Source organism: Pseudomonas sp. MD330_10, assembly GCF_042610415.1.
Lineage (GTDB): Bacteria > Pseudomonadota > Gammaproteobacteria > Pseudomonadales > Pseudomonadaceae > Aquipseudomonas > Aquipseudomonas rhodesiae.
In genome coordinates this window covers 98,444-123,389 of the sequence record NZ_JBHGZU010000005.1, presented here as the reverse complement: position 1 = coordinate 123,389, position 24,946 = coordinate 98,444, and the positions used below count along the sequence as shown (strand labels likewise).

Genomic DNA, 24,946 nt, shown 5'->3' with positions numbered 1-24,946 from the left:
GGTGCTGTACTGCACCGGGTCTTACGATAACGCGCAATGACCGCTGCTCTGGCATAAGTCTTGCGCGCTATGTGCCCATGCCCTGGCTCGCAGGAGGCCGCCGTGTCGATTCATGTCGCGTTGCACCACGTTACGCATTACCGCTACGACCGTGCTGTCGAACTCGGCCCGCAAATTGTGCGCTTGCGCCCGGCGGCCCACAGCCGTACGCGGATTTTGTCCTATGCGCTGAAAGTGCTGCCCGAGCAGCACTTCATCAATTGGCAACAAGACCCCCAGGGCAATTACCTGGCGCGCCTGGTGTTTCCGGAAAAAACCGCCGAACTGCGCATTGAAGTCGATCTGGTCGCCGAGATGGCGGTGTTCAACCCGTTCGACTTTTTTCTTGAGCCCTACGCCGAAAACATTCCCTTCAATTACGCCGCCGACGAGCAGCGCGAGCTGGCGCCGTACTTGGAAACCCTGCCACTGACGCCGAAGTTCGCCGCTTACCTGGCTGGTATCGACCGCACGCCGCTGCCGGCGGTGGACTTTCTGGTGGGCCTCAATCAGCGCCTGGCGGCGGACATCGGCTATCTGATCCGTATGGAACCCGGTGTGCAGACCCCGGAATTCACCTTGGAAAACGCCTCGGGTTCGTGCCGCGACTCGGCCTGGCTGCTGGTGCAACTGTTGCGCAACCTGGGGCTGGCGGCGCGGTTTGTGTCGGGTTATCTGATCCAGCTCACCGCCGACGTCAAAGCCCTGGACGGGCCGTCCGGCACCGATGTGGATTTCACTGACCTGCACGCCTGGTGTGAGGTGTACTTGCCTGGTGCCGGCTGGATCGGCCTGGATGCCACCTCCGGCCTGTTCGCGGGGGAAGGGCATATCCCGTTGGCCTGTAGCCCCGATCCTTCCTCTGCCGCACCGATCAGTGGGCTGGTGGAGCCTTGCGAGTGCGAGTTTGCCCACGAAATGTCGGTGGAGCGGATCTGGGAGGCACCGCGTGTCACCAAGCCCTACACCGAAGAGCAGTGGCGCGCGATCCAGGCCCTGGGCCGGCAGATCGACGGCGACCTGCTCAAGCACGACGTGCGCCTGACCATGGGCGGCGAACCGACCTTCGTGTCCATCGACGACCCCGACGGCGCCGAGTGGAACACCGCCGCGCTCGGGCCGGACAAGCGGCGCCTGTCTGCCCAGTTGTTCCAGCGCATGCGCCAGCACTACGCGCCCCAGGGCCTGGTGCACTTCGGCCAAGGCAAGTGGTACCCGGGCGAACAACTGCCGCGCTGGTCGCTCAATTGCTATTGGCGTCGCGACGGCGTGCCGATCTGGCACAACAGCGCACTGATCGCCGACGAGCAGCGGGACTACGGCGCCAATGACGAGTTGGCTGGGCGCTTCCTGGCCAGCGTCGCCGAGCGCCTCAAATTGCCCGCGCGTTTCGTGTTCCCGGCCTTCGAGGATCATTTTTATTACCTGTGGCGCGAAGGTGCGTTGCCGCAGAACGTCACGGCCCAAGACCCGCGACTCAGCGACGAACTGGAACGCGAGCGCCTGCGCAAAGTGTTCAGCCAGGGCCTGGATAAAGTCATCGGCCATGTGCTGCCGCTGGCGCGCACGGCGGCCAATGACCGCTGGCAGAGCGGGCGCTGGTACCTGCGCGACACCCATTGCCGGCTGGTGCCGGGAGACTCACCCCTTGGCTACCGCCTGCCATTGGCGTCGCAGCCCTGGGTAACGGCGGCGGAGTATCCGTTCGTGCACCCCACAGACCCTAACCAGGATCTGCCGGAGCTGCCGGATAACGCGCAACTGCACCATCACGCCGAGCCGGCTCCCAACGACGAACGCGTGCCGCAGGTGGACGAGTCCGCCGATTGGCTGACCCGCACCGCGCTGTGCGCCGAGGCTCGCGAAGGGCGGCTGTACGTGTTTATGCCGCCGCTGGAGCGCGTGGAAGATTATCTGGAACTGGTCGCCGCCATCGAAGCCAGCGCAGAAGAACTGCATTGCCCGCTGCTGCTGGAAGGCTACGAGCCACCGGCCGATACGCGGCTGAGCAACTTCCGGGTCACGCCGGACCCGGGTGTGATCGAGGTCAACGTGCAACCGTCCGCCACTTGGGACGAGTTGGTAGAGCGCACCGAGTTTCTCTACGAAGAGGCGCGACAAACCCGACTGACCACGGAAAAATTCATGATCGACGGGCGCCACACCGGCACCGGCGGCGGCAACCACTTCGTACTCGGCGGCGCCACGCCCAAGGATTCGCCGTTCTTGCGCCGCCCGGATCTGTTGCGCAGCCTGATCAGTTACTGGCATAACCACCCGTCGTTGTCCTACCTGTTTTCCGGGCTGTTTATCGGCCCCACGTCCCAGGCGCCGCGGGTGGACGAAGCGCGCAACGATGCGCTGTACGAGCTGGAGATCGCCTTCGCGCAAATGCCCGAACCCGATGAGGAATGCCCGCCGTGGCAGGTCGACCGCCTGCTGCGCAACCTGCTGATCGACGTCACGGGCAATACCCACCGCGCCGAGTTCTGTATCGACAAACTCTACTCCCCCGACGGCGCCACCGGCCGTCTGGGCCTGTTGGAACTGCGTGCCTTTGAAATGCCGCCCCATGCGCGCATGAGCCTGACCCAACAGTTGCTGCTGCGCGCCTTGGTCGCGCGGTTCTGGCGTGAACCCTACGCCCCGGCCAAGCTGGCGCGCTGGGGCACCGAGCTGCATGACCGTTTCCTGCTGCCGCACTTTATCGAGCAGGACTTTGCCGACGTTATCGTCGAACTCAATGCCGCCGGGTATCCGCTGCGGGCCGAATGGTTTGCCGCGCACTTGGAGTTTCGTTTTCCCAAGGTCGGCGACTATGCCGTCAGCGGTATCGAGCTGGAATTGCGTCAGGCCCTGGAACCCTGGCATGTGCTGGGCGAAGAGGGCGCGGCGGGCGGCACGGTGCGGTATGTGGATTCGTCCCTGGAACGCCTGCAAGTGAAGCTCACCGGCCTGCCGCCACAACGTTATCTGCTGACCTGCAACGGCATCCCGGTGCCGCTGCAACCCACTGGTCGTGTCGGTGAGTTCGTCGCGGGTGTGCGCTACCGCGCCTGGCAACCGGCCAACTGCCTGCAACCGACCATCCCGGTGCATGCGCCGCTGGTGTTCGACCTGCTCGACACCTGGATGCAGCGCTCGCTGGGGGGCTGCCAGTACCATGTTGCGCATCCGGGCGGGCGCAATTACGACAGCTTGCCGGTGAATGCCAACGAGGCGGAGAGCCGGCGCATGGCGCGGTTTTTCCGGCTCGGCCATACACCCGGAAAGCTCCCCGTACCGACCATCGTGATCAACGATGAATTACCGATGACCCTGGATCTACGACGCTTTCCCAATAAGAATGACTGACTGCGATTGGAAGGTGGGAGGGCCCAGCTCCCGCCCACCGTTGATTGCAATGAATCTGAGTTAACCTGAGCCCCTTTGCCTCTGCCGAGCGTTCCATGTCCGACTTGCTCGACCGTTACCCGCTGACCGCGGGCACTTATCATGAATTGCTGGACGACAGCGGCGTAGTGCGTGCCCATTGGCGACGCCTGCTCGATCACCTGCAGCGCAGCACCCCGGCGCAGCTGGCCCAGCGCCAGGCGCTGTTGACCCGGCAGATCCAGGAAAACGGCGTGACCTACAACGTCTACGCCGACCCTAAAGGCGCCGACCGCCCATGGGAATTGGACCTGTTGCCCCATGTGCTGGCCTTTGACGAGTGGCAGCATCTGGCGGCCGGCATCGCCCAGCGTGCGCGCTTGCTCAACGCGGTGCTGGCCGATCTGTATGGCCCGCAGCGCTTGATCAAGGAAGGTCTGCTGCCGGCGGAACTGGTGTTCGGGCATAACAACTTTCTATGGCCGTGCCAAGGCATCCAGCCGCCCGATGGCACGTTTTTGCACCTGTATGCGGTTGACCTGGCGCGCACCCCGGATGGCCGCTGGTGGGTCACCGCCGACCGCACCCAGGCGCCGTCGGGCGCCGGCTACGCCTTGGAAAACCGCACCATCGTGTCCCGTGCCTTCCCGGACCTGTACCGCGACTTGCAGGTGCAGCACCTCACCGGTTTTTTCCGCACACTGCAGGAAACCTTGGCGCGCCAGGCCCCCGGCGATGATCAGACGCCGCTGATCGTGCTGCTTACCCCCGGGCGTTTCAACGAAAGCTACTTCGAACACCTCTACCTCGCCCGTCAGCTCGGTTATCCGCTGGTGGAGGGGGGCGATCTCACTGTGCGCGACAGCCGCGTGTTCCTCAAAACCCTCAGTGGCCTGCGCCGCGTGAACGCGATCATGCGCCGCCTGGACGACGACTTTTGCGACCCGCTGGAGCTGCGCACCGACTCAGCCCTCGGCGTGCCCGGCCTGCTCGATGCGGTGCGCCAGGGCAATGTGCTGGTGGCCAATGCCCTGGGCAGCGGCGTGCTGGAGTCTCCGGGTTTGCTGGGCTTTCTGCCGAAGATCAATCAGTTTTTGTTTGGCGAAGAACTGATCCTGCCGTCCATCGCCACTTGGTGGTGCGGCGAGGCGCCAGTGCTTGCCGAAGCCTTGGAAAAACTGCCGGAGTTGCTGATCAAACCGGCATTTGCCTCGCAGAGTTTTACCCCCGTGTTTGGCCGCGATCTGAACGATGCGCAGCGCCAGGCCCTGACCGAACGCATGCGCGCGCGCCCTTACGCGTACGTGGCCCAGGAGCTGGCGCAACTATCCCAGGCGCCGGTGTGGCACACCGAAGAGGATCACCTGCAACACCGTGCCATCGGCATGCGCGTGTATGCCGTGGCCAGTGACGACGGCTATCGCGTGCTGCCAGGCGGCCTGACGCGCGTCGCCGCCGAAGCCGATGCCGAGGTGGTGTCGATGCAGCGCGGTGGCGCGAGCAAAGACACCTGGGTGCTCGGCGAGCGGGCGCCCGGCGGCGAACAGTGGCGCGCACAACGTTCCATCGGCGCCCATGATCTGGTGCGCCGCGACCCGTATCTGCCCTCGCGGGTGGTGGAAAACCTGTTCTGGTTCGGCCGGTATTGCGAGCGCTGCGATGACAGCGCGCGCTGGCTGCGGATCGTGCTGGCCCGCTATGTCGACGGCGACGACCCGCTGGCGTTGCAGGCGGCGGTGGAACTGGGCGAGAACTTGCGCTTGTTGCCGGAGGAGGGCGACCTGCCCGAGCGTCTGCTGGCCGCGTTGCTCGGTGACGACTGGCCGTCGAGCCTGCGCGCCAACCTGCAACGCTTGCAGTGGGCGGCGTCCCAGGTGCGCGGCAAGTTGTCCCGGGAAAACTGGCAGGCCCTGGTGGAGCTGCAGCGCGAAGCCTTGGAGTTGGAGCGCGAAACGGCGGACTTCGGCGAGTTGCTGGACTTTCTCAACCGCCTGGTGATGTCCCTCGCGGCGCTCTCCGGGTTCGCCCTGGACGACATGACTCGCGATGAAGGCTGGCGCTTCTTGATGATGGGGCGGCGCATCGAGCGCCTGCAGTTTCTCAGCAGCAGCCTTGCGGCGTTCCTGCGCGGCGTGGCGGTGTTCGATCAAGCGGGGCTGGAATGGTTGCTGGAATTGGGCAACAGCAGCATCACCTACCGCTCGCGCTACCTGGCGGTGCCGCAACTGATCCCGGTGCTCGACCTGTTGCTGCTGGACGAGCAGAACCCCCATGCAGTGTTGTTCCAGCTCAAACTGGTGAGCCGCACCTTGCGGCGGCTCAACGACGACTTTGGCGTGCCGCGAGAAACCGGCCTGGGGCCGTTGGTGGAGCGCCTTACACGCTTCGACCTGAGTTGCCTGGAGAACCCGCTGTTCGGCGAGTCCGGCGTACGCGCCGCGCTGGATGGCCTGGCCGACCTGCTGCAAGCGGTGGCCGATGAGAGTGGTCAAGTGTCGGATCGCCTGGCGCTGCGCCACTTTGCCCATGTGGATGATGTGAGCCAGCAAACGGTGTCGCTGTGATGAGTGCGCGCTATCAGATTTTCCACGATACCCATTACCACTATGACAGCCCGGTGTCCCTGGCCCAGCAGTTGGCGCATCTGTGGCCGCGTGCATGTGAGTGGCAGCGCTGCAGCGCGCAACAGTTGGATATCAGTCCGTCGCCGTCTTCACGCCGCGACGAGCTGGATGTGTTCGGCAACCCCATCACGCGCCTGGCGTTCGAGCGGCCCCATGACGAGCTGTTGGTCAATGCCGGATTGACCGTGGAAGTGCTGGCGCGCCCGGCGCCGGATTTCGCCCGGTCACCCGCCTGGGATCAAACCCGCGACAGCCTGACCTACACCAGTCGCCCGATGTCGCCCGAGGCGATCGAAGCTTGCCGTTATCGCTTCGAGTCGCCCTATGTGCATTTGAAGCAAACCTTCGTCGATTTCTCCGAAAGTTGTTTCGCGCCGGGGCGGCCATTGCTGCTGGGCGTGCAGGCGTTGATGCAGAAGATCTTCAGCGAATTCACCTTCGATGCCGAAGCCACCCAGGTCGCTACACCGCTGGTGGAGGTGCTGGAACGCCGTCGCGGCGTGTGCCAGGACTTCGCCCACCTGATGCTTGCGTGCCTGCGCTCCCGTGGCCTGGCGGCGCGTTATATCAGCGGTTACCTGCTCACCCAGCCGCCACCCGGCCAGCCACGGCTGATCGGCGCCGATGCGTCCCATGCGTGGGTTTCTGTGTATTGCCCGGTGTCGGGCTGGGTGGATTTCGATCCGACAAATAACGTACAGCCGGCACTGGAGCACATCACCCTGGCCTGGGGCCGGGATTTTTCCGATGTGTCGCCGTTGCGTGGGGTGATTCTGGGGGGAGGGAGCCATGACCCGGAAGTGCGGGTGACGGTGATGCCGCTGGAGTAACGATGAATTGTGGTGAACAGGGCGGGCCTGTTCACCACAAAGAAAATTATTCAGCCGGATCTTTTGGTGTTTCGGTCTCGTCGCTCGTTTCTTCACCATCGGCATCCGGGTTCAGCGCGCCGGCTTCTTCATCGGCGGCGGCTTTCTTGCGTTGCAGTTTTTCCTCTTTCTTCTGTTCCTTGGCCAAGTCTCTCTGACGTTTGGCGAAGGAGTAATTAGGTTTGGCCATGGGCAATCCTCTAGGGTCGAAGGTGAGGGTGGGCGGCACGCGGCTGCCTCGGGTCGCCATGGTAGCAGCTTAGCAGCGCGCTTGGCCTTCACTTACCGCAGGCGTAGGCGGCCAGCAGGCCGTTGAACAGTTGGTTGAGGCGCATGGCTCGGACTCCAGTGGATGATGGAGCCGATCATAAGCAGGCTGCGGCACTTTGGCCGGTTGATTATGTCGATAGGTCTGATAGCCTAAAGTTGTATACAATTTGTTGATTCAGATCATAGGAAATCGTGCCTGTCTCAGGCACCCTTGCCGCATCATGCGTTTTTAACCCTGCCTTGGAGATTCACATGTTTGCCAAAATCGTTGCTGTTTCCCTGCTGACATTGGCCAGCGGCCAGTTGCTGGCTGCAGAGTGCAAGATTACCGTCGACTCCACTGACCAGATGTCCTTCAACACCAAGGAAATCACGATCGACAAGAGCTGCAAAAAATTCACCGTCGAATTGACTCACTCCGGCAGCCTGCCAAAAAACGTCATGGGCCATAACTGGGTGCTGACCAGCGCCGCTGACATGCAGCCGGTCGCGACCGATGGCATGGCCGCCGGTATCGAAAAGAACTACCTGAAAGAAGACGACGCCCGCATCATCGCCCACACCAAGATCATCGGTGCTGGCGAGAAAGATTCCGTGACCTTCGACGTGTCGAAGCTGGCCGCGGGTACTGATTACGCATTCTTCTGCTCGTTCCCAGGCCACATCTCGATGATGAAGGGCACTGTGGTCGTCAAGTAAGCGCGCGTAATCGTTCATCGGGGGCAAGCCCCCTCCCACAGTTGACTGTATTCACAATCCAAGGTGGGAGGGGGCTTGCCCCCGATGACTTCATGCCTGGTTCAACTCACGGCGCAAACGGCATGACTCGCTTGTGCTCAGTCTTGCGATACGTCTCGCAGATGATCCTGAACGCCTCTTCCCGCACCGGCTCGCCATGCAGGAACGCATCGATCTCGGCGTAAGTCACCCCATGTGACGCCTCATCCGGCTTACCCGGCGACAAGTCTTCCAGGTCGGCGGTCGGCACCTTCTCCACCAGGGATTCCGGCGCACCAAAGTGCCGCGCAATCGCACGTACCTGGTTCTTTACCAGCCCGCTCAACGGCGCCAAGTCGCAGGCCCCGTCGCCGAACTTGGTGAAAAAGCCCATCACCGCTTCCGCCGCATGGTCGGTACCAATCACCAGGCCGCCAGCCGCCCCGGCGATGGTGTACTGCGCCACCATGCGCATCCGCGCTTTGGTGTTGCCCAACACAAAATCGCGGGACACCGCCGCCTTGCCTTCAAACACCGCCACTTCATTGGCCAGGGCTTTGACCGCCGGGCCGATATTGACGGTGTGGCGTTCGTCCGGGTCGATAAAGTCTACCGACGCCTGGGCGTCGATTTCATCGAACTGGGTTTCATAGGGCAGGCGCACGGCGATGAAGCGGTAGGCCTCGTCGCCGGTGCTGGCGCGCAATTCCTGCATCGCCCGTTGAGCCAGCAGGCCGGCGGTCAGGGAGTCGACGCCGCCACTGATGCCCAGCACCAGGGCCTTGAGCCCGGAGTTGCGCAGGCAGTCCTGAATAAACTTCACGCGCCGCGCCACTTCGGCTTCAAGCGCGGCCTGGTCATTGAATGGCGCTTGGACCTTGAGCTGCTGCGCAATCTCACGCTGTACGGCTTGCATGGTTCACTCCTTGCTGGATAGGGCAGGTACTTTGAAAACGTGACGCAAATAGGCGACGAAATTCGGGTCGGTGCATTGGGTCTTGCCCGGCTCATCGGAAATCTTCGCCACCGGCTGGCCATTGCAGGCGGTCATTTTAAGCACAATGCTCATGGGCTCCACCCCTGGAATGTCACAGGTCAGGTTGGTGCCGATACCGAAGCTCACATTAATGCGACCCCGCAATGCGCGGAAAATCTCCAGGGCCTTGGGCAGCGACAGGCTGTCGGAAAACACCAGGGTCTTGCTCATCGGCTCGATGCCCAGCTTGTGATAGTGAGTGATGGCTTTTTCCGCCCACTGCACCGGGTCGCCGGAGTCGTGGCGCAGGCCGTCGAAGAGTTTGGCGAAGTACAGATCGAAGTCGCCGAGGAACGCGTCGGTGGTGATGCAGTCGGTCAGGGCGATACCCAGCAGGCCACGGTATTCGCGAACCCAGCAATCGAGCGCGGCGATCTGGCTGTCGATCAGGCGCGGGCCGAGCTGCTGATGGGCCATGATCCATTCATGGGCCATGGTGCCCAGGGGTTTCATGTCGAACTCGCGGGCCAGGTGCACGTTGCTGGTGCCGACGAATCGGCCGGGGAAGTCATGTTTGAGCACACTGACCACTTCTTCCTGCACCCGGTACGAGAAGCGCCGACGGGTACCGAAGTCGGCCACTTGCAGCTCCGACAGCTCGTCGCTGCTGGCGTTGGCCGTCAGCCAGTCGAACTTGCGGTACAACTGCTCGCGCGCTTGTTCGAGGATCACCGTCTGGTAGCGGTAGCGGTTGCGCACTTCGCTGACAATGGCAAGCAACGGCACTTCGAACAGGATCACATGCAGCCATGGCCCGCGCAGGCGGATAAACAGCTCGTCGTTCTCGATGCCGGTCTGCACATAGCGCAGGTTGAAGCGGAACAGCCCCAGGAAGCGCAGAAAGTCCGGCTTCATAAAGCTGATGCGCTCCAGAAAACCCAACTGATCCGGGCTTAGGCTCAGCTCGGCGAGGCGCTCGATCTGGTAGCGGATCTCCGCCAGGTAGGGGCGCAAGTCTTCGCTGTTACGGCAACGGAATTCCCATTCAACTTCCACGTTGGGGTAGTTGTGCAGCACCGCCTGCATCATGGTCAGTTTGTAGAAGTCGGTGTCGAGCAGGTTCTGCACGATGCGATCGGCAAACACACTCTCGCTCATAACGGGAATCTCCAGATGGGTCGGCGAGGGGGCCGACCTTTACGCACAATTAAGGAAGGGGGCTAGTGGCGCATAGACCTGAGGGGTTTTGCCAGACATTTTTTCGGTGAGGCCACTGGCCTCATCGGGGGCAAGCCCCCTCCCACATTTGAAATGCATTCCACTCCAGGCACTAAATCACCTGCTCCATCATCCACTTCACAAATTCGCGCACCTTGGGCACTTCGGCCGCGTGCTCCGGGTAAGCCAGGTAATACGCATCCTGGCTGGGCATCGCATGCTGCCAGGGGATCACGAGCTTGCCGTCGGCCAGTTCTTCTTCCACCAGAAAACGCGGTAACAACGCCACGCCGCATCCCACCTGCGCCGCGCGGATGCACATATAGAAAGTGTCGAAACGCGGGCCGTGGTAGCTGTGCTCGGTGTGGTAGCCCTGGCTGGCGAACCAGTCGTGCCAGCCTTGAGGCCGCGAAGCGTTTTGCAGCAGTACCAGTTCGCTCAATTGGGTCGGGTCGGTAAAGGGCTGCGCGGGCAGGCTTTCCGGGGCGCACACCGGTACCAGTTCTTCGCTGAACAGCTTCAGGCTCTCGGTGCCGGGGCGTGAACCCGGGCCGAAGTAGAAGGCCATGTCGGCCTTGCCTTGCAGCAGTTCGTCCGGCTCCTGTTCGTTGCACAGGTCCAAATGGATCTGTGGGTGCCGCAAGCGCCAGCCCTTGAGGCGTGGCACCAGCCAGCGCGCGCCGAAGGTGTAGGGCGTGGACACCCGCAGCACTTCGGTCTCGCCGCCGTAAGAGCGCAGGTAATGGGTGGACATCTCCACCTGCGTGAGGATCTTGCGCACTTCCACCAAATACAGTTCGCCCGCCGGGGTCATCTGCAAGCGCCGGCGCACGCGGCGGAACAGCAGGTGTTGCAGCAACTCTTCCAATTGCGCCACCTGTTTGCTCACCGCGCTCTGGGTGAGGTTCAGCTCCTCGGCGGCGCGGGTGAAGCTCAGGTGGCGAGTGGCGGCTTCGAAGCACTGCAAGGCGGTGATCGAAGGCAAATGTCGTTTGTTCAGCACGGGGTGCCTCTTTTAATTCTTGGCATGAATAAACGGAATGATATCTCGCCTAATCGTCGTTTGTTGGCAAGTCTTGGGCCAGCTACAAATAAGCTTTGGATCGCCGCGCCGGCCGCGGCACTTTTTTGTACGCAGATTGAAGGAGTGACCCATGGTTGCCGCATTGCTTGATCGTCTCGGGGTGAACCCGGCGTTGTACCAGTCGGGGAAACAGCCCGTGCATTCGCCGATCGATGGCAGCCGTATCGGCAGCGTGCACTGGGAGGGTGCCGCCGAGGTGGAGCAACAGGTCAGTCGCGCCGAGCATGCATTCGAGGCCTGGCGCAAGGTGCCCGCACCACGTCGTGGTGAGCTGGTGCGCCAGTTCGGTGATGCACTGCGCCAATACAAGGCCGACCTGGGTGAGCTGGTGTCCTGGGAAGCCGGCAAGATCACTCAGGAAGGTTTGGGTGAAGTGCAGGAAATGATCGACATCTGCGACTTCGCCGTTGGCCTGTCGCGTCAGTTGTACGGTTTGACCATCGCCTCTGAGCGCCCTGGCCACCATATGCGTGAAACCTGGCACCCACTGGGGGTGGTCGGCGTGATCAGCGCGTTCAACTTTCCGGTCGCGGTGTGGGCGTGGAACACCGCGCTGGCACTGGTGTGCGGCAACGCTGTGATTTGGAAACCGTCGGAAAAGACCCCGCTCACCGCCCTGGCCTGCCAGGCGCTGTTCGAGCGCGTGGTGAAAAACTTCAGCGATGCCCCCGAGTACCTGAGCCAGGTGATCATCGGCGGCCGCGACGCCGGCGCCGCGCTGGTGGATGACCCGCGCGTGGCCCTGATCAGCGCCACCGGCAGCACCCGCATGGGCCGCGAAGTGGCGCCTAAGGTCGCCGCGCGCTTTGCCCGCAGCATTCTCGAGCTGGGCGGCAACAATGCCATGATCCTTGGCCCGAGCGCCGACCTGGACATGGCGGTGCGCGCTATTTTGTTCAGCGCCGTCGGCACCGCCGGCCAGCGTTGCACCACCCTGCGTCGCTTGATCGCCCATGAGTCGGTCAAAGAAGAAATCGTCACCCGCCTCAAGGCCGCCTATGCAAAAGTGCGCATCGGCCATCCGCTGGAGGGCAACCTGATCGGCCCGCTGATCGACAAACACGGCTTCGACGCTATGCAGGATGCCCTGGAGCAAGCCTTGAGCGAAGGCGGCAAGGTATTCGGCGGCAAGCGCCAGCTGGAAGACAAGTACCCCAACGCTTACTACGTGTCGCCGGCCATTGTGGAAATGCCCGAGCAAAGCGATGTGGTGTGCACTGAGACCTTTGCGCCGATCCTCTACGTAGTCGGCTATACCGATTTCGCCGAAGCCCTGCGCTTGAACAACGCCGTGCCGCAGGGCCTGTCCTCGTGCATTTTCACCACCGACGTGCGTGAAGCCGAGCAGTTCATGTCGGCGGTGGGCAGTGACTGCGGCATCGCCAACGTCAACATCGGCCCCAGCGGTGCGGAGATTGGCGGCGCGTTTGGCGGTGAGAAAGAGACCGGCGGCGGGCGTGAATCGGGTTCGGATGCCTGGCGCGGCTATATGCGGCGCCAGACCAACACCGTGAACTATTCGCTGGAGTTGCCGTTGGCGCAGGGCATTACTTTCGACTAATTACTGCACGTTGGACTGAATCTGGGGAGAGGGCTTGCCCCCTCCCACATTTGATCGCACTAGCACATCAAGATGGTTGTTTGTTGGGTCTCATCGGAGTCTGGCAATGGCATTACGCGAAACATGTTTGTGGGAACACCTCACCCCCAGCCGGCCGGATCGCGCCGCGCTCAAGGGCGAGGTCAACGTGGATGTGTGCGTAATCGGCGCCGGAATCACCGGCCTGTCGGCGGCCATTCACTTGCTGGAACAGGGAAAGAGCGTCGCCGTGCTGGAGGCTCATCGCACCGGGCACGGTGGTTCGGGGCGCAATGTCGGGCTGGTCAACGCCGGCTTGTGGATTCCCCCTGACGATATCGAAGCCGGCTTCGGCGAAGCGGTGGGCAGCCAGCTCAACCGCATGTTGGGTGCGGCGCCGGCGCTGGTGTTCAGCCTGATCGACAAGTACAACATCGATTGCCAGCTGCGTCGCGAGGGCACGTTGCACATGGCGCATAACGCCCGTGGCGAAGCGGATCTGCGCAGTCGTGAAGAACAATGGAAGCGCCGTGGCGCGCCGGTGGAATTACTCACCGGCCAGGCGTGCGAGCAAGCCACGGGCACCAAAAAGATCGCTGCTGCGTTGCTGGATCGGCGCGCGGGGACCTTGAACCCGATGGCCTACACCAGTGGTTTGGCCAACGCCGCCATGGGGCTCGGCGGTCAGTTGTTCGACCATTCCCCGGTGACCCAACTGGAACGCCAGGGCTCGAACTGGTCGGTGCAAACCGAGCACGGTGCGGTGCGGGCGGCACAGGTGGTGATCGCTTCCAACGCCTACACCGAAGGCGAATGGACCGAGCTGCGCCGCAACTTTTTCCCCGGTTACTACTATCAGGTCGCGTCGGCGCCTTTGAGTGACGATGCTGCGCGGCAAATCCTGCCTGGCGGTCAGGGCTCCTGGGACACCCGCCAGGTCTTGAGCAGCATCCGCCGCGATGCCGATGGCCGGTTGTTGCTGGGTAGCCTGGGCAACGGCAACCAGAAACCGGCATGGTTTCTCAAGGCGTGGGCCGATCGGGTGCAGCAGCACTATTTTCCTTACCTCAAATCGGTGCAGTGGGAGTACACCTGGACCGGCTGCATTGCCTTCACCCCCGACCATTTGATGCGCCTGTTCGAACCGGCCCCGGGGCTGGTGGCGGTCACTGGCTACAACGGCCGCGGCGTGACCACCGGCAGTGTGGTGGGCAAGGCGTTTGCCGACTACCTCTGTCACCAGAATCCCCAGGCATTGCCGATTCCGTTTGCGCCGATGCAGCCGTTGGCGGCGGTGGGCCTGCGCAGCTGCCTCTATGAGGCAGGATTCTCGCTGTATCACGCGGGGCAATGCTTGAGGATTGTCATCTGATCAGCGAAATACCCTTCAAATCCCTGGGTTTTCTTAGCAGGCTACTAATCTGTATTGGTGCAAGTCGTAGCAATCACGCACTGTAAATGTGCAGTTCCGTTACGCCTTGGGTTACCGCTGTAGGAACTGTCGTTTGTGGTTCTGGTTGCAGGTGGCACCGGTAGAGGTTGTACCTTTTCGGGCTTGCGGTTGCGCCTGCGCGCGCCAGGGGGTTGCACGTCCTGGCGAGCGGAGCCGAAACGCCTGTAATAACAATGACACCGTGTCTTTTTGAAGAATAAAAACGTAATGGCACGAGGCTTGCTCTGAGCTTTCGGTGAAAGGTTTGAATGCAAGTTGTCGTGCCAATAATCAAAAATATCGGAGCACCACTCATGTCCCAGACGTTTTACAAGAAAGGCTTTCTTGCTCTCGCCGTTGCAGCGGCGCTGGGTGTTTCTACGTTTGTTCAAGCTGATGTGAAGATCGGCGTAGCGGGGCCGATGACCGGCGCCAACGCGTCGTTCGGTGAGCAGTATATGAAGGGTGCCCAGGCAGCGGCCGACGCCCTGAACAAGACTGGCGGTATCAACGGCGAGAAAATCGTGCTGGTAGCCGGTGACGACGCATGCGAACCCAAGCAAGCCGTGGCCGTGGCCAACCGCCTGGTGGACCAGGACAAAGTGATTGGCGTGGTCGGGCACTTCTGCTCGTCGAACACCATCCCCGCGTCCGAGGTGTACGACGAGGCCGGCGTGATCGCAATCACCCCAGGCTCCACCAACCCCCAAGTGACCGAGCGCGGCTTGGGCGCCATGTTCCGTATGTGCGGGCGTGACGACCAGCAAGGCATCGTGGCCGGCGACTACATCGTTGATGTGCTCAAGGGCAAGAAAGTCGCGGTGATCAACGACAAGGACACCTACGGTAAAGGTCTGGCCGACGCCACCTCGGCGCAGTTGACCAAGCGTGGCGTCAAGCCGGTGCTGGAAGAAGGCCTGACCCGCGGCGAGAAAGACTTCAGCGCCCTGGTCACCAAGATCCGTTCCACCGGTGCCGACGTCGTGTACTTCGGCGGCCTGCACCCGGAAGCCGGCCCGCTGGTGCGCCAGTTGCGTGAGCAGGGTCTCAAGGACGTCAAGTTCATGTCCGATGACGGTATCGTCACCGACGAGCTGGTGGCCACTGCCGGTGGCGCGCAATACGTCGACGGCGTGTACATGACCTTCGGTGCCGACCCGCGTCTGCTGCCGGACAGCAAGGCCGTGGTGGAAGAGTTCCGCAAAGCGGGCTACGAGCCGGAAGGCTACACCCTGTATGCCTATGCCTCGCTCCAGGCCCTGGCCGCCGGCTTCAATGGCGCCAAATCCAACAAAGGCGAAGACGCGGCCAAGTGGCTCAAGGCCCACCCGGTCAAAACCGTGATGGGCGAGAAGAACTGGGATGCCAAAGGCGACCTGAAAGTCTCCGACTACGTGGTTTACCAGTGGGATAAAGACGGCAAATACCATCAGTTGGAAAAGCAGAAGTAATCCATGTGAGAGGGGGCTTGCCCCCGATAGCGGTGTGTCAGTCAACGGTTGTCTAGCTGACCCACCACATCGGGGGCAAGCCCCCTCCAACATTGGGACTGCGTTGTGATTGAGATCTGACTTTTCCTCCAGAAGCGCCGCGCACCTCCGGGTGTGCAGGTGCTCACCGCGTGAGATTGCGTTATGGATGGTATTTTCCTGCAGCAACTGGTCAACGGCCTGACCCTCGGGTCGGTCTATGGCCTGATCGCCATCGGCTACACAATGGTCTATGGCATCATTGGCATGATCAACTTCGCCCACGGCGAGGTTTATATGATTTCCGCTTACCTCGCGGCGATCAGTCTGGCACTGCTGGCTTACTTCGGCATCGAATCCTTCCCGCTGCTCATTCTCGGCACCTTGATCTTTACCGTGGTCGTCACTGGCGTTTACGGGTGGGTCATCGAACGTGTCGCCTATAAACCGCTGCGCAACTCCACCCGACTGGCGCCGCTGATCAGTGCCATCGGCATCTCATTGATCCTGCAGAACTACGCACAGATCGCCCAGGGCGCCAAGCAGCAAGGCGTGCCGACGCTGCTCGCCGGCGCATGGCGTGTGGATATCGGCACCGGCTTCGTGCAGCTCACCTACACCAAGGTGTTCATCCTGCTGGCGGCCTTCGCCGGCATGGCATTGCTCACCTACGTCATCAAGTACACCAAGCTCGGCCGCATGTGCCGCGCCACTCAGCAAGACCGCAAAATGGCCTCGATCCTGGGGATCAACACCGACCGCGTGATCTCCTACGTGTTTGTGATCGGTGCCGCCATGGCGGCCCTGGCCGGCGTATTGATCACCCTCAACTACGGCACGTTCGACTTCTATGCCGGCTTCATCATCGGCATCAAGGCGTTTACCGCAGCGGTACTCGGCGGCATCGGCTCCCTACCTGGGGCGATGCTCGGCGGGATCATCCTCGGGATCTCCGAATCGCTGTTCTCGGGGTTGATCAACTCTGACTACAAAGACGTGTTCAGTTTCTCCCTGCTGGTGGTGATTCTGATTTTCCGTCCTCAGGGCCTGCTGGGTCGTCCGCTCGTGGCTAAGGTGTAAAACATGTCTGCTGCCAAACCCATCGATATCAAGAAAAGTGTCGTCGATACGGTCCTTGCCGGGCTGATTTCGCTGATCGTGTTCGGTCCGATCGTCGGCGTGGTCCTCGACGGCTACAGCTTCAACCTGGAACCCGCCCGTGTGGGCTTGCTGGTCGCCATTGTGATGGTCGGCCGCTTTGCCATGAGCCTGTTCCTGCAAACCCCCAAGGGCGTGAAGATCCTGCAGGGCTTCGAAAGCAGTGGCTCCGGCGTGCATGTGCTGGCACCGGACTACAAATCGCGGCTGCGCTGGATCATTCCGGCGTTGATCGTGATCGCCATCGTGTTCCCGATCTTTGCCAACAAGTACTTGTTGACCGTGGTGATCCTCGGGCTGATCTACGTGTTACTGGGCTTGGGCCTGAACATCGTGGTTGGCCTGGCCGGGCTGCTCGATCTGGGTTATGTGGCGTTCTACGCCATCGGGGCCTACGGTCTGGCGCTGGGTTACCAATACCTGGGCCTGGGCTTCTGGTCGGTGCTGCCATTGGCGGCCGTCGCTGCGGCGTTGGCGGGGTGTATCCTCGGCTTCCCGGTGTTGCGCATGCACGGCGACTACCTGGCCATCGTGACCCTGGGCTTCGGTGAAATCATCCGGCTGGTGCTCAATAACTGGCTGTCGTTCACCGGCGGCCCGAACGGCATGCCCGTGCCTTCGCCGACCTTTCTGGGTCTGGAGTTCGGGCGCAGAGCGAAGGAGGGCGGGGTACCGTTCCACGAGTTCTTCGGCATCGATTACAACCCCAACATCAAGTTCATGTTCATCTACATCGTGCTGTTTTTGGTGGTGCTGGCTGTGCTGTACATCAAGCACCGCCTCACGCGCATGCCGGTGGGCCGCGCCTGGGAAGCCCTGCGCGAAGATGAGATTGCTTGCCGCTCCATGGGCCTGAACCACGTACTGGTCAAGCTCTCGGCGTTCACCATTGGCGCCTCGACGGCAGGTTTGGCCGGGGTGTTCTTTGCCAGCTATCAGGGGTTCGTCAACCCGTCGTCGTTCACCTTCTTCGAGTCGGCACTGATCCTGGCCATTGTGGTGTTGGGCGGTATGGGCTCGACGGTGGGCGTGGTGATCGCGGCGTTCGTGTTGACCGTGGCGCCGGAACTGCTGCGCAGTTTCTCCGAGTACCGTGTATTGCTGTTCGGGGTGTTGATGGTGGTGATGATGATCTGGCGACCGCGCGGTTTGATCCGCATCAGCCGTACCGGCGTGACACCACGTAAAGGAGTGGCGCCATGAGCAAGGAAGTTGTGCTTTGCGTGGAACACCTGATGATGCACTTCGGTGGCATCAAGGCCTTGAGCGATGTGAGCCTCAAGGTCGAACGCAACTCGATCTTCGCCCTGATCGGCCCGAATGGCGCCGGCAAGACCACGGTGTTCAACTGCCTCACCGGTTTCTACAAAGCCAGTGGCGGCAAGATCGAGCTCAACGTGCGGGGCAAGCAGACCAATGTGATCCAACTGCTGGGCGAGCGCTTCCAGGCCACCGATTTTGTATCGCCGAAAAGCTTCCTCAGCCGCGTCTACTACAAGATGTTCGGCGGCACCCACCTGGTGAACCGGGCGGGGCTGGCGCGTACGTTCCAGAACATTCGCCTGTTCAAGGAAATGTCCGTGGTGGAAAACCTGCTGGTGGCCCAGCACATGTGGGTCAACCGCAATATGTTGGCGGGCATCCTTAACACCAAGGGCTACCGTAAGGCCGAGAGCGATGCCCTCGACCATGCGTTCTACTGGTTGGAAGTGGTGGACCTGGTGGACTGCGCCAACCGTCTGGCCGGCGAGCTTTCCTACGGCCAGCAGCGGCGCCTGGAAATCGCCCGGGCCATGTGCACCCGGCCGCAGATCATCTGCCTGGACGAGCCGGCGGCGGGCCTCAACCCTCAGGAAACCGAAGCTCTGAGCGCGATGATTCGCCTGTTACGCGACGAACACGACCTGACGGTGGTGCTGATCGAACACGACATGGGCATGGTGATGAATATTTCCGACCACATCGTGGTGCTGGACCACGGCAACGTGATCGCCGAAGGCGGGCCGGATGCGATCCGCAACGACCCGAAAGTGATCGCTGCTTACCTGGGCGCTGACGAAGAGGAGCTGGTATGAGTGCACCTATCCTCGAAATGAAGGAATTGGACGTGTTCTACGGCCCGATCCAGGCCCTGAAAAAAGTCTCGCTGCACATCAACGAAGGCGAAACCGTCAGCCTGATCGGCTCCAACGGTGCGGGTAAGTCCACACTGTTGATGTCGATCTTCGGCCAGCCTCGGGCCGAGTCCGGGCAGATCCTCTACAACGGCGTCGACATTACCCACAAGTCGTCCCACTACATCGCCTCCAACGGCATCGCGCAGTCGCCGGAAGGGCGGCGGGTGTTCCCCGACATGACCGTCGAGGAAAACCTGCTGATGGGCACCATCCCGATCGGTGACAAGTTCGCCAGCGAAGACATGCAGCGCATGTTCGAGCTGTTCCCGCGCCTCAAGGAGCGGCGTAACCAGCGCGCCATGACCATGTCCGGCGGCGAGCAGCAAATGCTCGCCATCGCCCGTGCGTTGATGAGCCGGCCCAAGTTGTTGCTGCTGGATGAACCGAGCCTGGGGCTGGCGCCGATTGTGGTGAAGCAGATCTTTTCCACCCTGCGCGAATTGGCGGCGACCGGGATGACAATCTTCCTGGTGGAACAGAATGCCAACCACGCGTTGCGTCTGTCGGACCGCGCCTATGTGATGGTCAACGGTGAGATTCGCCTGACCGGCACCGGCAAGGAGCTGTTGGTGAACGAGGAAGTGCGCAACGCCTATCTCGGCGGGCACTGAGGACGTGGGGGAGGGGGCAAGCTCCTCCCCGCATTTGTTTTGAGTGATCCACAAGGCTGATCCAAATTGTGGAAAACAAATCCAGCCTCCCTCCAAAGCGCGACATATAGCCGCCGCAAATCGCTGTTTTGTCACAGTTTTGACTTGTCCCCATCCACTGTGGAACCGGCTGTGGGTAACGTGGGAGTAGCTGGCTGAAAGCCTCTGTTTCCGCGGCCTGTAGCCTGGCGGTTGTTTTTTGAGCAGTGGTTTTTTCGTGAGCGTTCGAGGGGTTTGTCAACCTGTTTAAAGACACAGGTATATGACCGAATTATGTCCGTTAAGCCTGTGGATAAGTCTGTGATTAAACTCTGGAAAGACCTCCGCAGAGGCCGAAATAACTGGCCTGGAGCCATCGCGCGGATTTTTCAGCGTGTGTCGGGCCTACATAGGCCTCGCTGAAGGTCAAGCAAAATACTTTCCGAAACAGCCCGCAGCCCTTGTATACAGCGGGTTTGGCCGGTTTGAACTTGCCCCCAAAGACTGTGGGCGCAGCTGTGGATAACCTGCGTGCATATGGCTACAGGCTACGCAGTACAAGGGTTTGAGCCGAGTGATCATAAAATAACCAGTCATGCCGCAGTGCTTGCGCTTAGCGGTTGCCGCAACGGCGGTGGACGGGCATTCTGCTGGCTGATTTTTTCCCGTCGCTCGCAAGGAGAACACCATGTCCGACACGCTGTTTATTACTGGCGCCACTTCAGGTTTCGGCGAAGCCTGCGCTCGTCGCTTCGCCCAGGCTGGCTGGAAACTGGTGCTCACCGGCCGGCGTGCCGAGCGTTTGAATGCGCTGGTGGAAGAACTTTCCAAGCAGACCGAAGTGCACGGCCTGGTAGTGGACGTGCGTGACCGCAAGGGCATGGAAGACGCGATCGCTAACCTGCCGCCGTCGTTTGCCACCCTGCGCGGCTTGATCAACAACGCCGGCCTGGCGGTGGGCACCGACCCCGCGCCCAAGTGCAACCTGGACGACTGGGAAACCATGGTCGATACCAATATCAAAGGCCTGCTGACCACCACTCATCTGCTGCTGCCACGTTTGATCGCCCATGGCCGGGGCGCGGGCATCATCAACCTGGGCTCCATCGCCGGCAGCTACCCATACCCGGGCAGCCATGTGTACGGCGGCTCCAAGGCGTTCGTCAAACAGTTCTCCCTGAACCTGCGCTGCGACCTGCAAGGCACCGGCGTGCGCGTGACCAACATCGAGCCGGGCCTGTGCGAAAGCGAGTTCTCCCTGGTACGTTTTGGCGGTGACCAGGCGCGATACGACGCCACCTACGCCGGCGCCGAGCCGATTCAGCCGCAGGATATCGCCGACACTATTTTCTGGGTGCTTAACACCCCGGCCCACGTCAATATCAACCGCCTGGAGTTGATGCCGGTGAGCCAGAGCTGGGCTGGGTTTGCGATTGAGCGGGGGGCCAAGTAAGGCGTTAGACCTAGTCGCTGCTATCGGGGGCAAGCCCCCTCCCACACTTGACCGTGTTCACAAACCTAAGATGTGCACTGGTCAACTGTGGGAGGGGGCTTGCCCCCGATGGCGTCAAATCGGCCAAAACACGACATAAGGTACACTCTCTGTCTGAAAACCCCTCCGCATCGTGCGGGTTTAGGGTTTTGACGGGAGGCAATGTGAGTAACCGAGGTGAGCAGGCACTGCTCAAACAATCGACGATTCTGATGTTCGCAGTCGCGATCGCCGGGATTGTCACGGGTGTGATATCCGGCGCCCAATCCATTCTGTTCGACGGCTTTTTCTCGCTGATCGCCACCGCCATCAAGGTGCTGATGCTGATCACGGCCAAGCTGATCGCCAAGAAAAGCAACGAGCGTTTCCAATTTGGCTACTGGCACCTGGAACCCATGGTGCTGTTGATCGAAGGCAGTTTCCTGCTGCTGATCGCCATCTATGCATTCCTCAACGGCGTGTTCGGCATTATCAATGGCGGGCGCGAGGTCGAATTGGGCCTGGTGATCATCTACGCGGCGGTGTTTACCGTCGTCGAGTTCGGCTATTTCTTCTATGTGCGTTATCGCAACCGCGCACTGAAATCGTCGTTGATCCAGTTCGATAACATCAGTTGGCTGGTGGACGCGATGCTGTCGGTGGGGCTGCTGATCAGCTTCCTGGCAGCGCTGTTGCTCAAGTCCCAGGGCTATGGCGAATGGGCGGTGTATGTCGACCCCATGATCCTGATCCTGCTGGCCCTGAGCATGCTGGCGCCGGCGTTCAAGATCCTGCGCCCGGCGTTGCGCGACGTGCTGGGGATTGCCCCGGATCATCTGGACGACAAGGTGCGCGAGGTTATGGACGCCGCGACGGCGAGACATGGTTTCGAAGAGTACGTGTCGTACGTGCAGAAGCATGGACGCGCTCGGTTTATCGAAATCCATGTGGTGTTGCCAGCGGATTACCCGGTGGATAACGTTGCGACCCTCGACGGATTGCGCGAAGATATATCCACAGGGCTCGGCACGCCGGATGCGGCGCGCTGGTTGACGATCAGCTTTACCGCAGATCGTAAGTGGATTGCGTAAGGCCCTGGTAGCAGGTGGCCAAGTGATACGGCGTGGTCGACGGCATGTCCCTTCGGCTCACGGCGCCATTGGCATCCAGGCATTCGTGCCAGCCTTTGTCGTGCAGGAAGTGCTGCTGCAGCGCCAGCAATTGGCGTTGCAACACCGCTTGGCTGTTGGGGCGCAGGGTCAGCGCGCGCAGGTATTCGGCCTGGGCCCAAATGCGTTGGGTGCCGTCGCGCACGCTGCCATCGAGGGCAAGCATGCCGCTGACCGCGCCGGTCACGTTATCCACACCCTTGAGTTCGGCATAGGCAAACGCCCGCGTCAGTGAGGCGTGCAACGGCGTACCGCGCAGCACATCCGACGATTCCAGCAAAAAGAACCATTCGAACTGGTGCCCGGGCTCAAACCAGTTATCCACAGCACCCAGCGGTTTTTCCATCATCACGCCGTGCTGGCGGTCGATGAAGCGCTGTTGCATAGCGGTTGCCAGGCTGAGCAGAGCGGCTTGCACGGTGGCGTCCTCACGCACCGCGAGGGTGGCCAGAAAGCCTTCGGCCAAATGCATCAACGGGTTCTGCAATGGGCCGGAATCGAGCGACGACCAGTTGCGCTCCAGTACGGCTTCGTACAGGCCGTCATTTGTGGCGAAGCGTTGCGCGACGACTTCCAGGGCCGCATTGAGTACCGATTCCACCAACGGTTCGCGCACCTTGGCCCAGTAATGGGCACAGGCGAAGATGATGAATGCGTGGGTGTAGAGGTCTTTGCGCATGTCCAGCGGCTGGCCGGCGGGGTCGATGCTGTAGAACCAGCCGCCGTGTTCGGCGTCGTGGAAGTGCCGCTGCAAGGAGCGGAACAACGCCGCTGCCCGCGCTGGGGCAAACTCGGCATCGGGTTGGCCGATCAGGCTGGCGAACAGATACAACTGCCGGGCGCAGGCCATGGCGCGGTAGCGTTGCGGCGGCAAAGGATGGTGATCGGCGTCCAGCGCCTCGTAAGGCAACGCCAGCTCGGCATTCCAGCCTGGGCCCTGCCACAGCGGCACGATCAGGTCATGGAAGTGGGTGAGCACGGTGTTCAAAGAGGGTTGGGAAGCGCTGGGCATTGGCTGGCGTCGTCACGGCAGAGGTGTAGGCGCGCATGGTAGCAGGCTTGGGTTCTGTGGTGTCTGTGGCACAGCTATCGGGGGCAAGCCCCCTCCCACCTTTTGATAGCGCTGCAGTCAAATGTGGGCAGGGGCTCGCCCCCGATGAGGCCTTCAGCCGTGCGGCCAATCAGCCCGCCAGCCACCAGACCCCTCCCACCGTTTGAGAGCGCTGCAGCCAAATGTGGGAGGGGGCTTGCCCCCGATGAGGCCTTTAGCCGCACTGCCAATCAGCCCGCCAGCCACCAGACCCCTCCCACCTTGTGATAGCGGCCAAATGTAGGAAGGGGCTTGCCCCCGATGAGGCCTTCAGCCGCGCTGCCAATCAGCCCGCCAGCAACCAGAACCCTCCCACCTTGTGATAGCAATGCAGCCAAATGTGGGAGGGGGCTTGCCCCCGATGAGGCCTTTAGCCTCGCTGCAAATCAGCCCGCCAGCAACCAGACCCCAGTCGCCGCCGAAGCCGCCCCGGCCACTCGCACCAATGGCGCCGCCGCCGCCGGCAGGAAGCGCACCAGTGCATAACCGGCTGCGTGCAGTGCTGCCGTCGCGCCGACAAAACCGGCGGCGTATGCCCAAGGGCTGGACATCTCCGGCAGTTCCAGGCCATGGGCCACACCGTGAAACAGCGCAAACAACGCCGTGGCGGCCATCGCCATCAACAGCGGCGGCCGCACCGCCAGCGCCACGGCCAGGCCCAGGGCCAGCACCGAGGCGGCAATCCCGTTTTCCAGCGCCGGCAGTGCCAGGCCTTCGAAACCCAGCAGGCCGCCGATCAGCATCGTGCCCACAAACGTGCACGGCAGTGCCCAGCGCGCGGCGCCTTTCTGCTGGGCGGCCCAGAGGCCCACCGCCAGCATGGCCAGCAAATGATCGAGGCCGCCCAAGGGGTGGCTCATACCGGCCACCAGGCCGTTATCGCCGTGGCCGGGGTGGGCGAAGGCCAGCGCCGGAACGAGGAGCAGGGCAGCGGTGGCAAAGAGTTTGTTGAGGCTCATAACTAGCTTCCTTGAAGAGAGATCAGGCGGCGGTCAGCAGACCCTGGCGTTCGATAAAGGCCACGATGTCGTCCAGGCCGACCCCGGTTTTTTGGTTGCTGAACACAAAGGGTTTACCGTTGCGCATGCGCTGGGTGTCGCTGTTCATCAGTTCCAGCGAGGCGCCGACCAAGGGGGCGAGGTCGATCTTGTTGATCACCAACAGGTCGGATTTGCAGATGCCCGGGCCGCCTTTGCGCGGCAGCTTGTCGCCGGCGGACACATCGATCACGTAGATGGTCAGGTCCGACAGTTCCGGGCTGAAGGTCGCCGACAAGTTATCCCCACCGGATTCCACCAGGATCAGGTCCAGTCCGGGGAAGCGGCGGTTGAGTTGATCCACCGCTTCGAGGTTGATGGAGGCGTCTTCACGAATCGCTGTGTGCGGGCAGCCGCCGGTTTCCACGCCGATGATGCGCTCGGGCGCCAAAGCCTGGTTGCGCACCAGAAAATCGGCGTCTTCGCGGGTGTAGATGTCGTTGGTGACCACCGCCAGGTTGTAGCGATCGCGCAGGGCGAGGCATAGGGCCAGGGTCAGAGCGGTCTTGCCGGAGCCTACCGGGCCGCCAATGCCGACGCGCAAGGGTTGTGTGTGCATGTGCTTC

At 61.8% G+C, this 24,946-nt stretch carries 20 protein-coding genes; 13 read left to right on the top strand and 7 right to left on the bottom strand.

The window, feature by feature from the left end:
- Positions 1-102: 102 nt before the first annotated feature.
- From ACFZPT_RS09955 to ACFZPT_RS09945, 3 genes are all read left to right on the top strand, one after another.
- Positions 103-3,393, top strand: a complete 3,291-nt coding sequence (locus ACFZPT_RS09955; RefSeq protein ID WP_099313062.1) for a DUF2126 domain-containing protein — start codon at positions 103-105, stop codon at positions 3,391-3,393.
- A 95-nt stretch (positions 3,394-3,488) separates the two neighbouring features.
- Positions 3,489-5,975, top strand: coding sequence for a circularly permuted type 2 ATP-grasp protein (locus ACFZPT_RS09950; protein ID WP_099313063.1), 2,487 nt, complete (start codon positions 3,489-3,491; stop codon positions 5,973-5,975).
- Positions 5,975-6,865, top strand: coding sequence for a transglutaminase family protein (locus tag ACFZPT_RS09945; RefSeq protein ID WP_099313064.1), 891 nt, complete (start codon positions 5,975-5,977; stop codon positions 6,863-6,865). Before ACFZPT_RS09950 ends, ACFZPT_RS09945 begins: the two co-directional genes overlap by 1 nt.
- Positions 6,866-6,911: 46 nt before the next feature.
- Here the strand turns inward: ACFZPT_RS09945 and ACFZPT_RS09940 are convergent, their stop codons facing one another.
- Positions 6,912-7,094: a hypothetical protein gene (locus ACFZPT_RS09940; protein WP_034095623.1), complete on the bottom strand. Its 183-nt coding sequence runs from the start codon at positions 7,092-7,094 to the stop codon at positions 6,912-6,914.
- A 332-nt stretch (positions 7,095-7,426) separates the two neighbouring features.
- On the opposite strand from ACFZPT_RS09940, the gene azu reads away from it, so the two are divergent.
- On the top strand, positions 7,427-7,873 hold the full coding sequence (gene azu / locus ACFZPT_RS09935) for an azurin (RefSeq protein ID WP_034111536.1): 447 nt from the start codon (positions 7,427-7,429) through the stop codon (positions 7,871-7,873).
- Between the two features lie 106 nt (positions 7,874-7,979).
- On the opposite strand, the gene nadE is transcribed toward azu, so the two are convergent.
- The 3 genes from nadE to ACFZPT_RS09920 form a co-directional block, all read right to left on the bottom strand.
- Positions 7,980-8,807, bottom strand: coding sequence for an ammonia-dependent NAD(+) synthetase (nadE, locus tag ACFZPT_RS09930; protein WP_034095625.1), 828 nt, complete (start codon positions 8,805-8,807; stop codon positions 7,980-7,982).
- Positions 8,808-8,810: 3 nt separating this feature from the next.
- A complete protein-coding gene (gene pncB / locus ACFZPT_RS09925; RefSeq protein ID WP_099313065.1) occupies positions 8,811-10,025 on the bottom strand; it encodes a nicotinate phosphoribosyltransferase in 1,215 nt (404 codons plus the stop codon).
- Between the two features lie 172 nt (positions 10,026-10,197).
- Positions 10,198-11,088 (bottom strand): LysR family transcriptional regulator, encoded by an 891-nt coding sequence (locus ACFZPT_RS09920; RefSeq protein ID WP_034111537.1) that lies wholly within the window; start codon positions 11,086-11,088, stop codon positions 10,198-10,200.
- A 151-nt stretch (positions 11,089-11,239) separates the two neighbouring features.
- Here ACFZPT_RS09920 and ACFZPT_RS09915 point away from each other — a divergent pair, with 151 nt between their 5' ends.
- The 9 genes from ACFZPT_RS09915 (at position 11,240) to ACFZPT_RS09875 (ending at position 22,175) form a co-directional block, all read left to right on the top strand.
- Complete coding sequence (locus ACFZPT_RS09915) at positions 11,240-12,730, top strand: aldehyde dehydrogenase family protein (RefSeq protein WP_034095628.1); 1,491 nt, start codon at positions 11,240-11,242, stop codon at positions 12,728-12,730.
- 106 nt (positions 12,731-12,836) lie between these two features.
- Positions 12,837-14,120 carry an FAD-binding oxidoreductase gene (locus ACFZPT_RS09910; RefSeq protein ID WP_034095629.1) on the top strand — a complete coding sequence of 428 codons (1,284 nt, stop codon included), beginning with the start codon at positions 12,837-12,839 and terminating at the stop codon, positions 14,118-14,120.
- A gap of 374 nt (positions 14,121-14,494) precedes the next feature.
- On the top strand, positions 14,495-15,631 hold the full coding sequence (locus tag ACFZPT_RS09905; RefSeq protein ID WP_034095630.1) for a branched-chain amino acid ABC transporter substrate-binding protein: 1,137 nt from the start codon (positions 14,495-14,497) through the stop codon (positions 15,629-15,631).
- A gap of 183 nt (positions 15,632-15,814) precedes the next feature.
- The gene (locus ACFZPT_RS09900; protein WP_034095631.1) at positions 15,815-16,729 is read left to right on the top strand and encodes a branched-chain amino acid ABC transporter permease; all 915 of its coding nucleotides are present in this window, start codon (positions 15,815-15,817) and stop codon (positions 16,727-16,729) included.
- A 3-nt stretch (positions 16,730-16,732) separates the two neighbouring features.
- Positions 16,733-18,010 (top strand): high-affinity branched-chain amino acid ABC transporter permease LivM, encoded by a 1,278-nt coding sequence (livM, locus tag ACFZPT_RS09895; protein WP_034095632.1) that lies wholly within the window; start codon positions 16,733-16,735, stop codon positions 18,008-18,010.
- Positions 18,007-18,882: an ABC transporter ATP-binding protein gene (locus ACFZPT_RS09890; protein ID WP_034095633.1), complete on the top strand. Its 876-nt coding sequence runs from the start codon at positions 18,007-18,009 to the stop codon at positions 18,880-18,882. The genes livM and ACFZPT_RS09890 overlap by 4 nt, the downstream gene beginning before the upstream one ends.
- Positions 18,879-19,595: an ABC transporter ATP-binding protein gene (locus ACFZPT_RS09885; RefSeq protein ID WP_034095634.1), complete on the top strand. Its 717-nt coding sequence runs from the start codon at positions 18,879-18,881 to the stop codon at positions 19,593-19,595. The genes ACFZPT_RS09890 and ACFZPT_RS09885 overlap by 4 nt, the downstream gene beginning before the upstream one ends.
- Before the next feature lie 706 nt (positions 19,596-20,301).
- Complete coding sequence (locus tag ACFZPT_RS09880) at positions 20,302-21,066, top strand: SDR family oxidoreductase (RefSeq protein WP_034095635.1); 765 nt, start codon at positions 20,302-20,304, stop codon at positions 21,064-21,066.
- 203 nt (positions 21,067-21,269) lie between these two features.
- Positions 21,270-22,175 carry a cation diffusion facilitator family transporter gene (locus ACFZPT_RS09875; protein ID WP_099313066.1) on the top strand — a complete coding sequence of 302 codons (906 nt, stop codon included), beginning with the start codon at positions 21,270-21,272 and terminating at the stop codon, positions 22,173-22,175.
- Here ACFZPT_RS09875 and ACFZPT_RS09870 read toward each other — a convergent pair.
- The 3 genes from ACFZPT_RS09870 to ureG form a co-directional block, all read right to left on the bottom strand.
- Positions 22,147-23,265: an AGE family epimerase/isomerase gene (locus ACFZPT_RS09870; RefSeq protein WP_099313067.1), complete on the bottom strand. Its 1,119-nt coding sequence runs from the start codon at positions 23,263-23,265 to the stop codon at positions 22,147-22,149. The two genes, ACFZPT_RS09875 and ACFZPT_RS09870, sit on opposite strands and share 29 nt — an antisense overlap.
- Before the next feature lie 464 nt (positions 23,266-23,729).
- A complete protein-coding gene (locus ACFZPT_RS09865; protein WP_034095638.1) occupies positions 23,730-24,302 on the bottom strand; it encodes a HupE/UreJ family protein in 573 nt (190 codons plus the stop codon).
- Positions 24,303-24,324: 22 nt separating this feature from the next.
- Complete coding sequence (gene ureG, locus ACFZPT_RS09860) at positions 24,325-24,939, bottom strand: urease accessory protein UreG (RefSeq protein ID WP_034095639.1); 615 nt, start codon at positions 24,937-24,939, stop codon at positions 24,325-24,327.
- Positions 24,940-24,946 lie beyond the last annotated feature (7 nt).

Bases quoted from the DNA above. Each gene is read 5' to 3' on its own strand.
- ACFZPT_RS09950 (WP_099313063.1), top strand. From the start codon at position 3,489: ATGTCCGACTTGCTCGACCGTTACCCGCTGACCGCGGGCACTTATCAT.
- ACFZPT_RS09945 (WP_099313064.1), top strand. From the start codon at position 5,975: ATGAGTGCGCGCTATCAGATTTTCCACGATACCCATTACCACTATGAC.
- ACFZPT_RS09940 (WP_034095623.1), bottom strand. From the start codon at position 7,094: ATGGCCAAACCTAATTACTCCTTCGCCAAACGTCAGAGAGACTTGGCC.
- azu (WP_034111536.1), top strand. From the start codon at position 7,427: ATGTTTGCCAAAATCGTTGCTGTTTCCCTGCTGACATTGGCCAGCGGC.
- nadE (WP_034095625.1), bottom strand. From the start codon at position 8,807: ATGCAAGCCGTACAGCGTGAGATTGCGCAGCAGCTCAAGGTCCAAGCG.
- pncB (WP_099313065.1), bottom strand. From the start codon at position 10,025: ATGAGCGAGAGTGTGTTTGCCGATCGCATCGTGCAGAACCTGCTCGAC.
- ACFZPT_RS09915 (WP_034095628.1), top strand. From the start codon at position 11,240: ATGGTTGCCGCATTGCTTGATCGTCTCGGGGTGAACCCGGCGTTGTAC.
- ACFZPT_RS09910 (WP_034095629.1), top strand. From the start codon at position 12,837: ATGGCATTACGCGAAACATGTTTGTGGGAACACCTCACCCCCAGCCGG.
- ACFZPT_RS09905 (WP_034095630.1), top strand. From the start codon at position 14,495: ATGTCCCAGACGTTTTACAAGAAAGGCTTTCTTGCTCTCGCCGTTGCA.
- ACFZPT_RS09900 (WP_034095631.1), top strand. From the start codon at position 15,815: ATGGATGGTATTTTCCTGCAGCAACTGGTCAACGGCCTGACCCTCGGG.
- livM (WP_034095632.1), top strand. From the start codon at position 16,733: ATGTCTGCTGCCAAACCCATCGATATCAAGAAAAGTGTCGTCGATACG.
- ACFZPT_RS09890 (WP_034095633.1), top strand. From the start codon at position 18,007: ATGAGCAAGGAAGTTGTGCTTTGCGTGGAACACCTGATGATGCACTTC.
- ACFZPT_RS09885 (WP_034095634.1), top strand. From the start codon at position 18,879: ATGAGTGCACCTATCCTCGAAATGAAGGAATTGGACGTGTTCTACGGC.
- ACFZPT_RS09880 (WP_034095635.1), top strand. From the start codon at position 20,302: ATGTCCGACACGCTGTTTATTACTGGCGCCACTTCAGGTTTCGGCGAA.
- ACFZPT_RS09870 (WP_099313067.1), bottom strand. From the start codon at position 23,265: ATGCCCAGCGCTTCCCAACCCTCTTTGAACACCGTGCTCACCCACTTC.
- ACFZPT_RS09865 (WP_034095638.1), bottom strand. From the start codon at position 24,302: ATGAGCCTCAACAAACTCTTTGCCACCGCTGCCCTGCTCCTCGTTCCG.
- ureG (WP_034095639.1), bottom strand. From the start codon at position 24,939: ATGCACACACAACCCTTGCGCGTCGGCATTGGCGGCCCGGTAGGCTCC.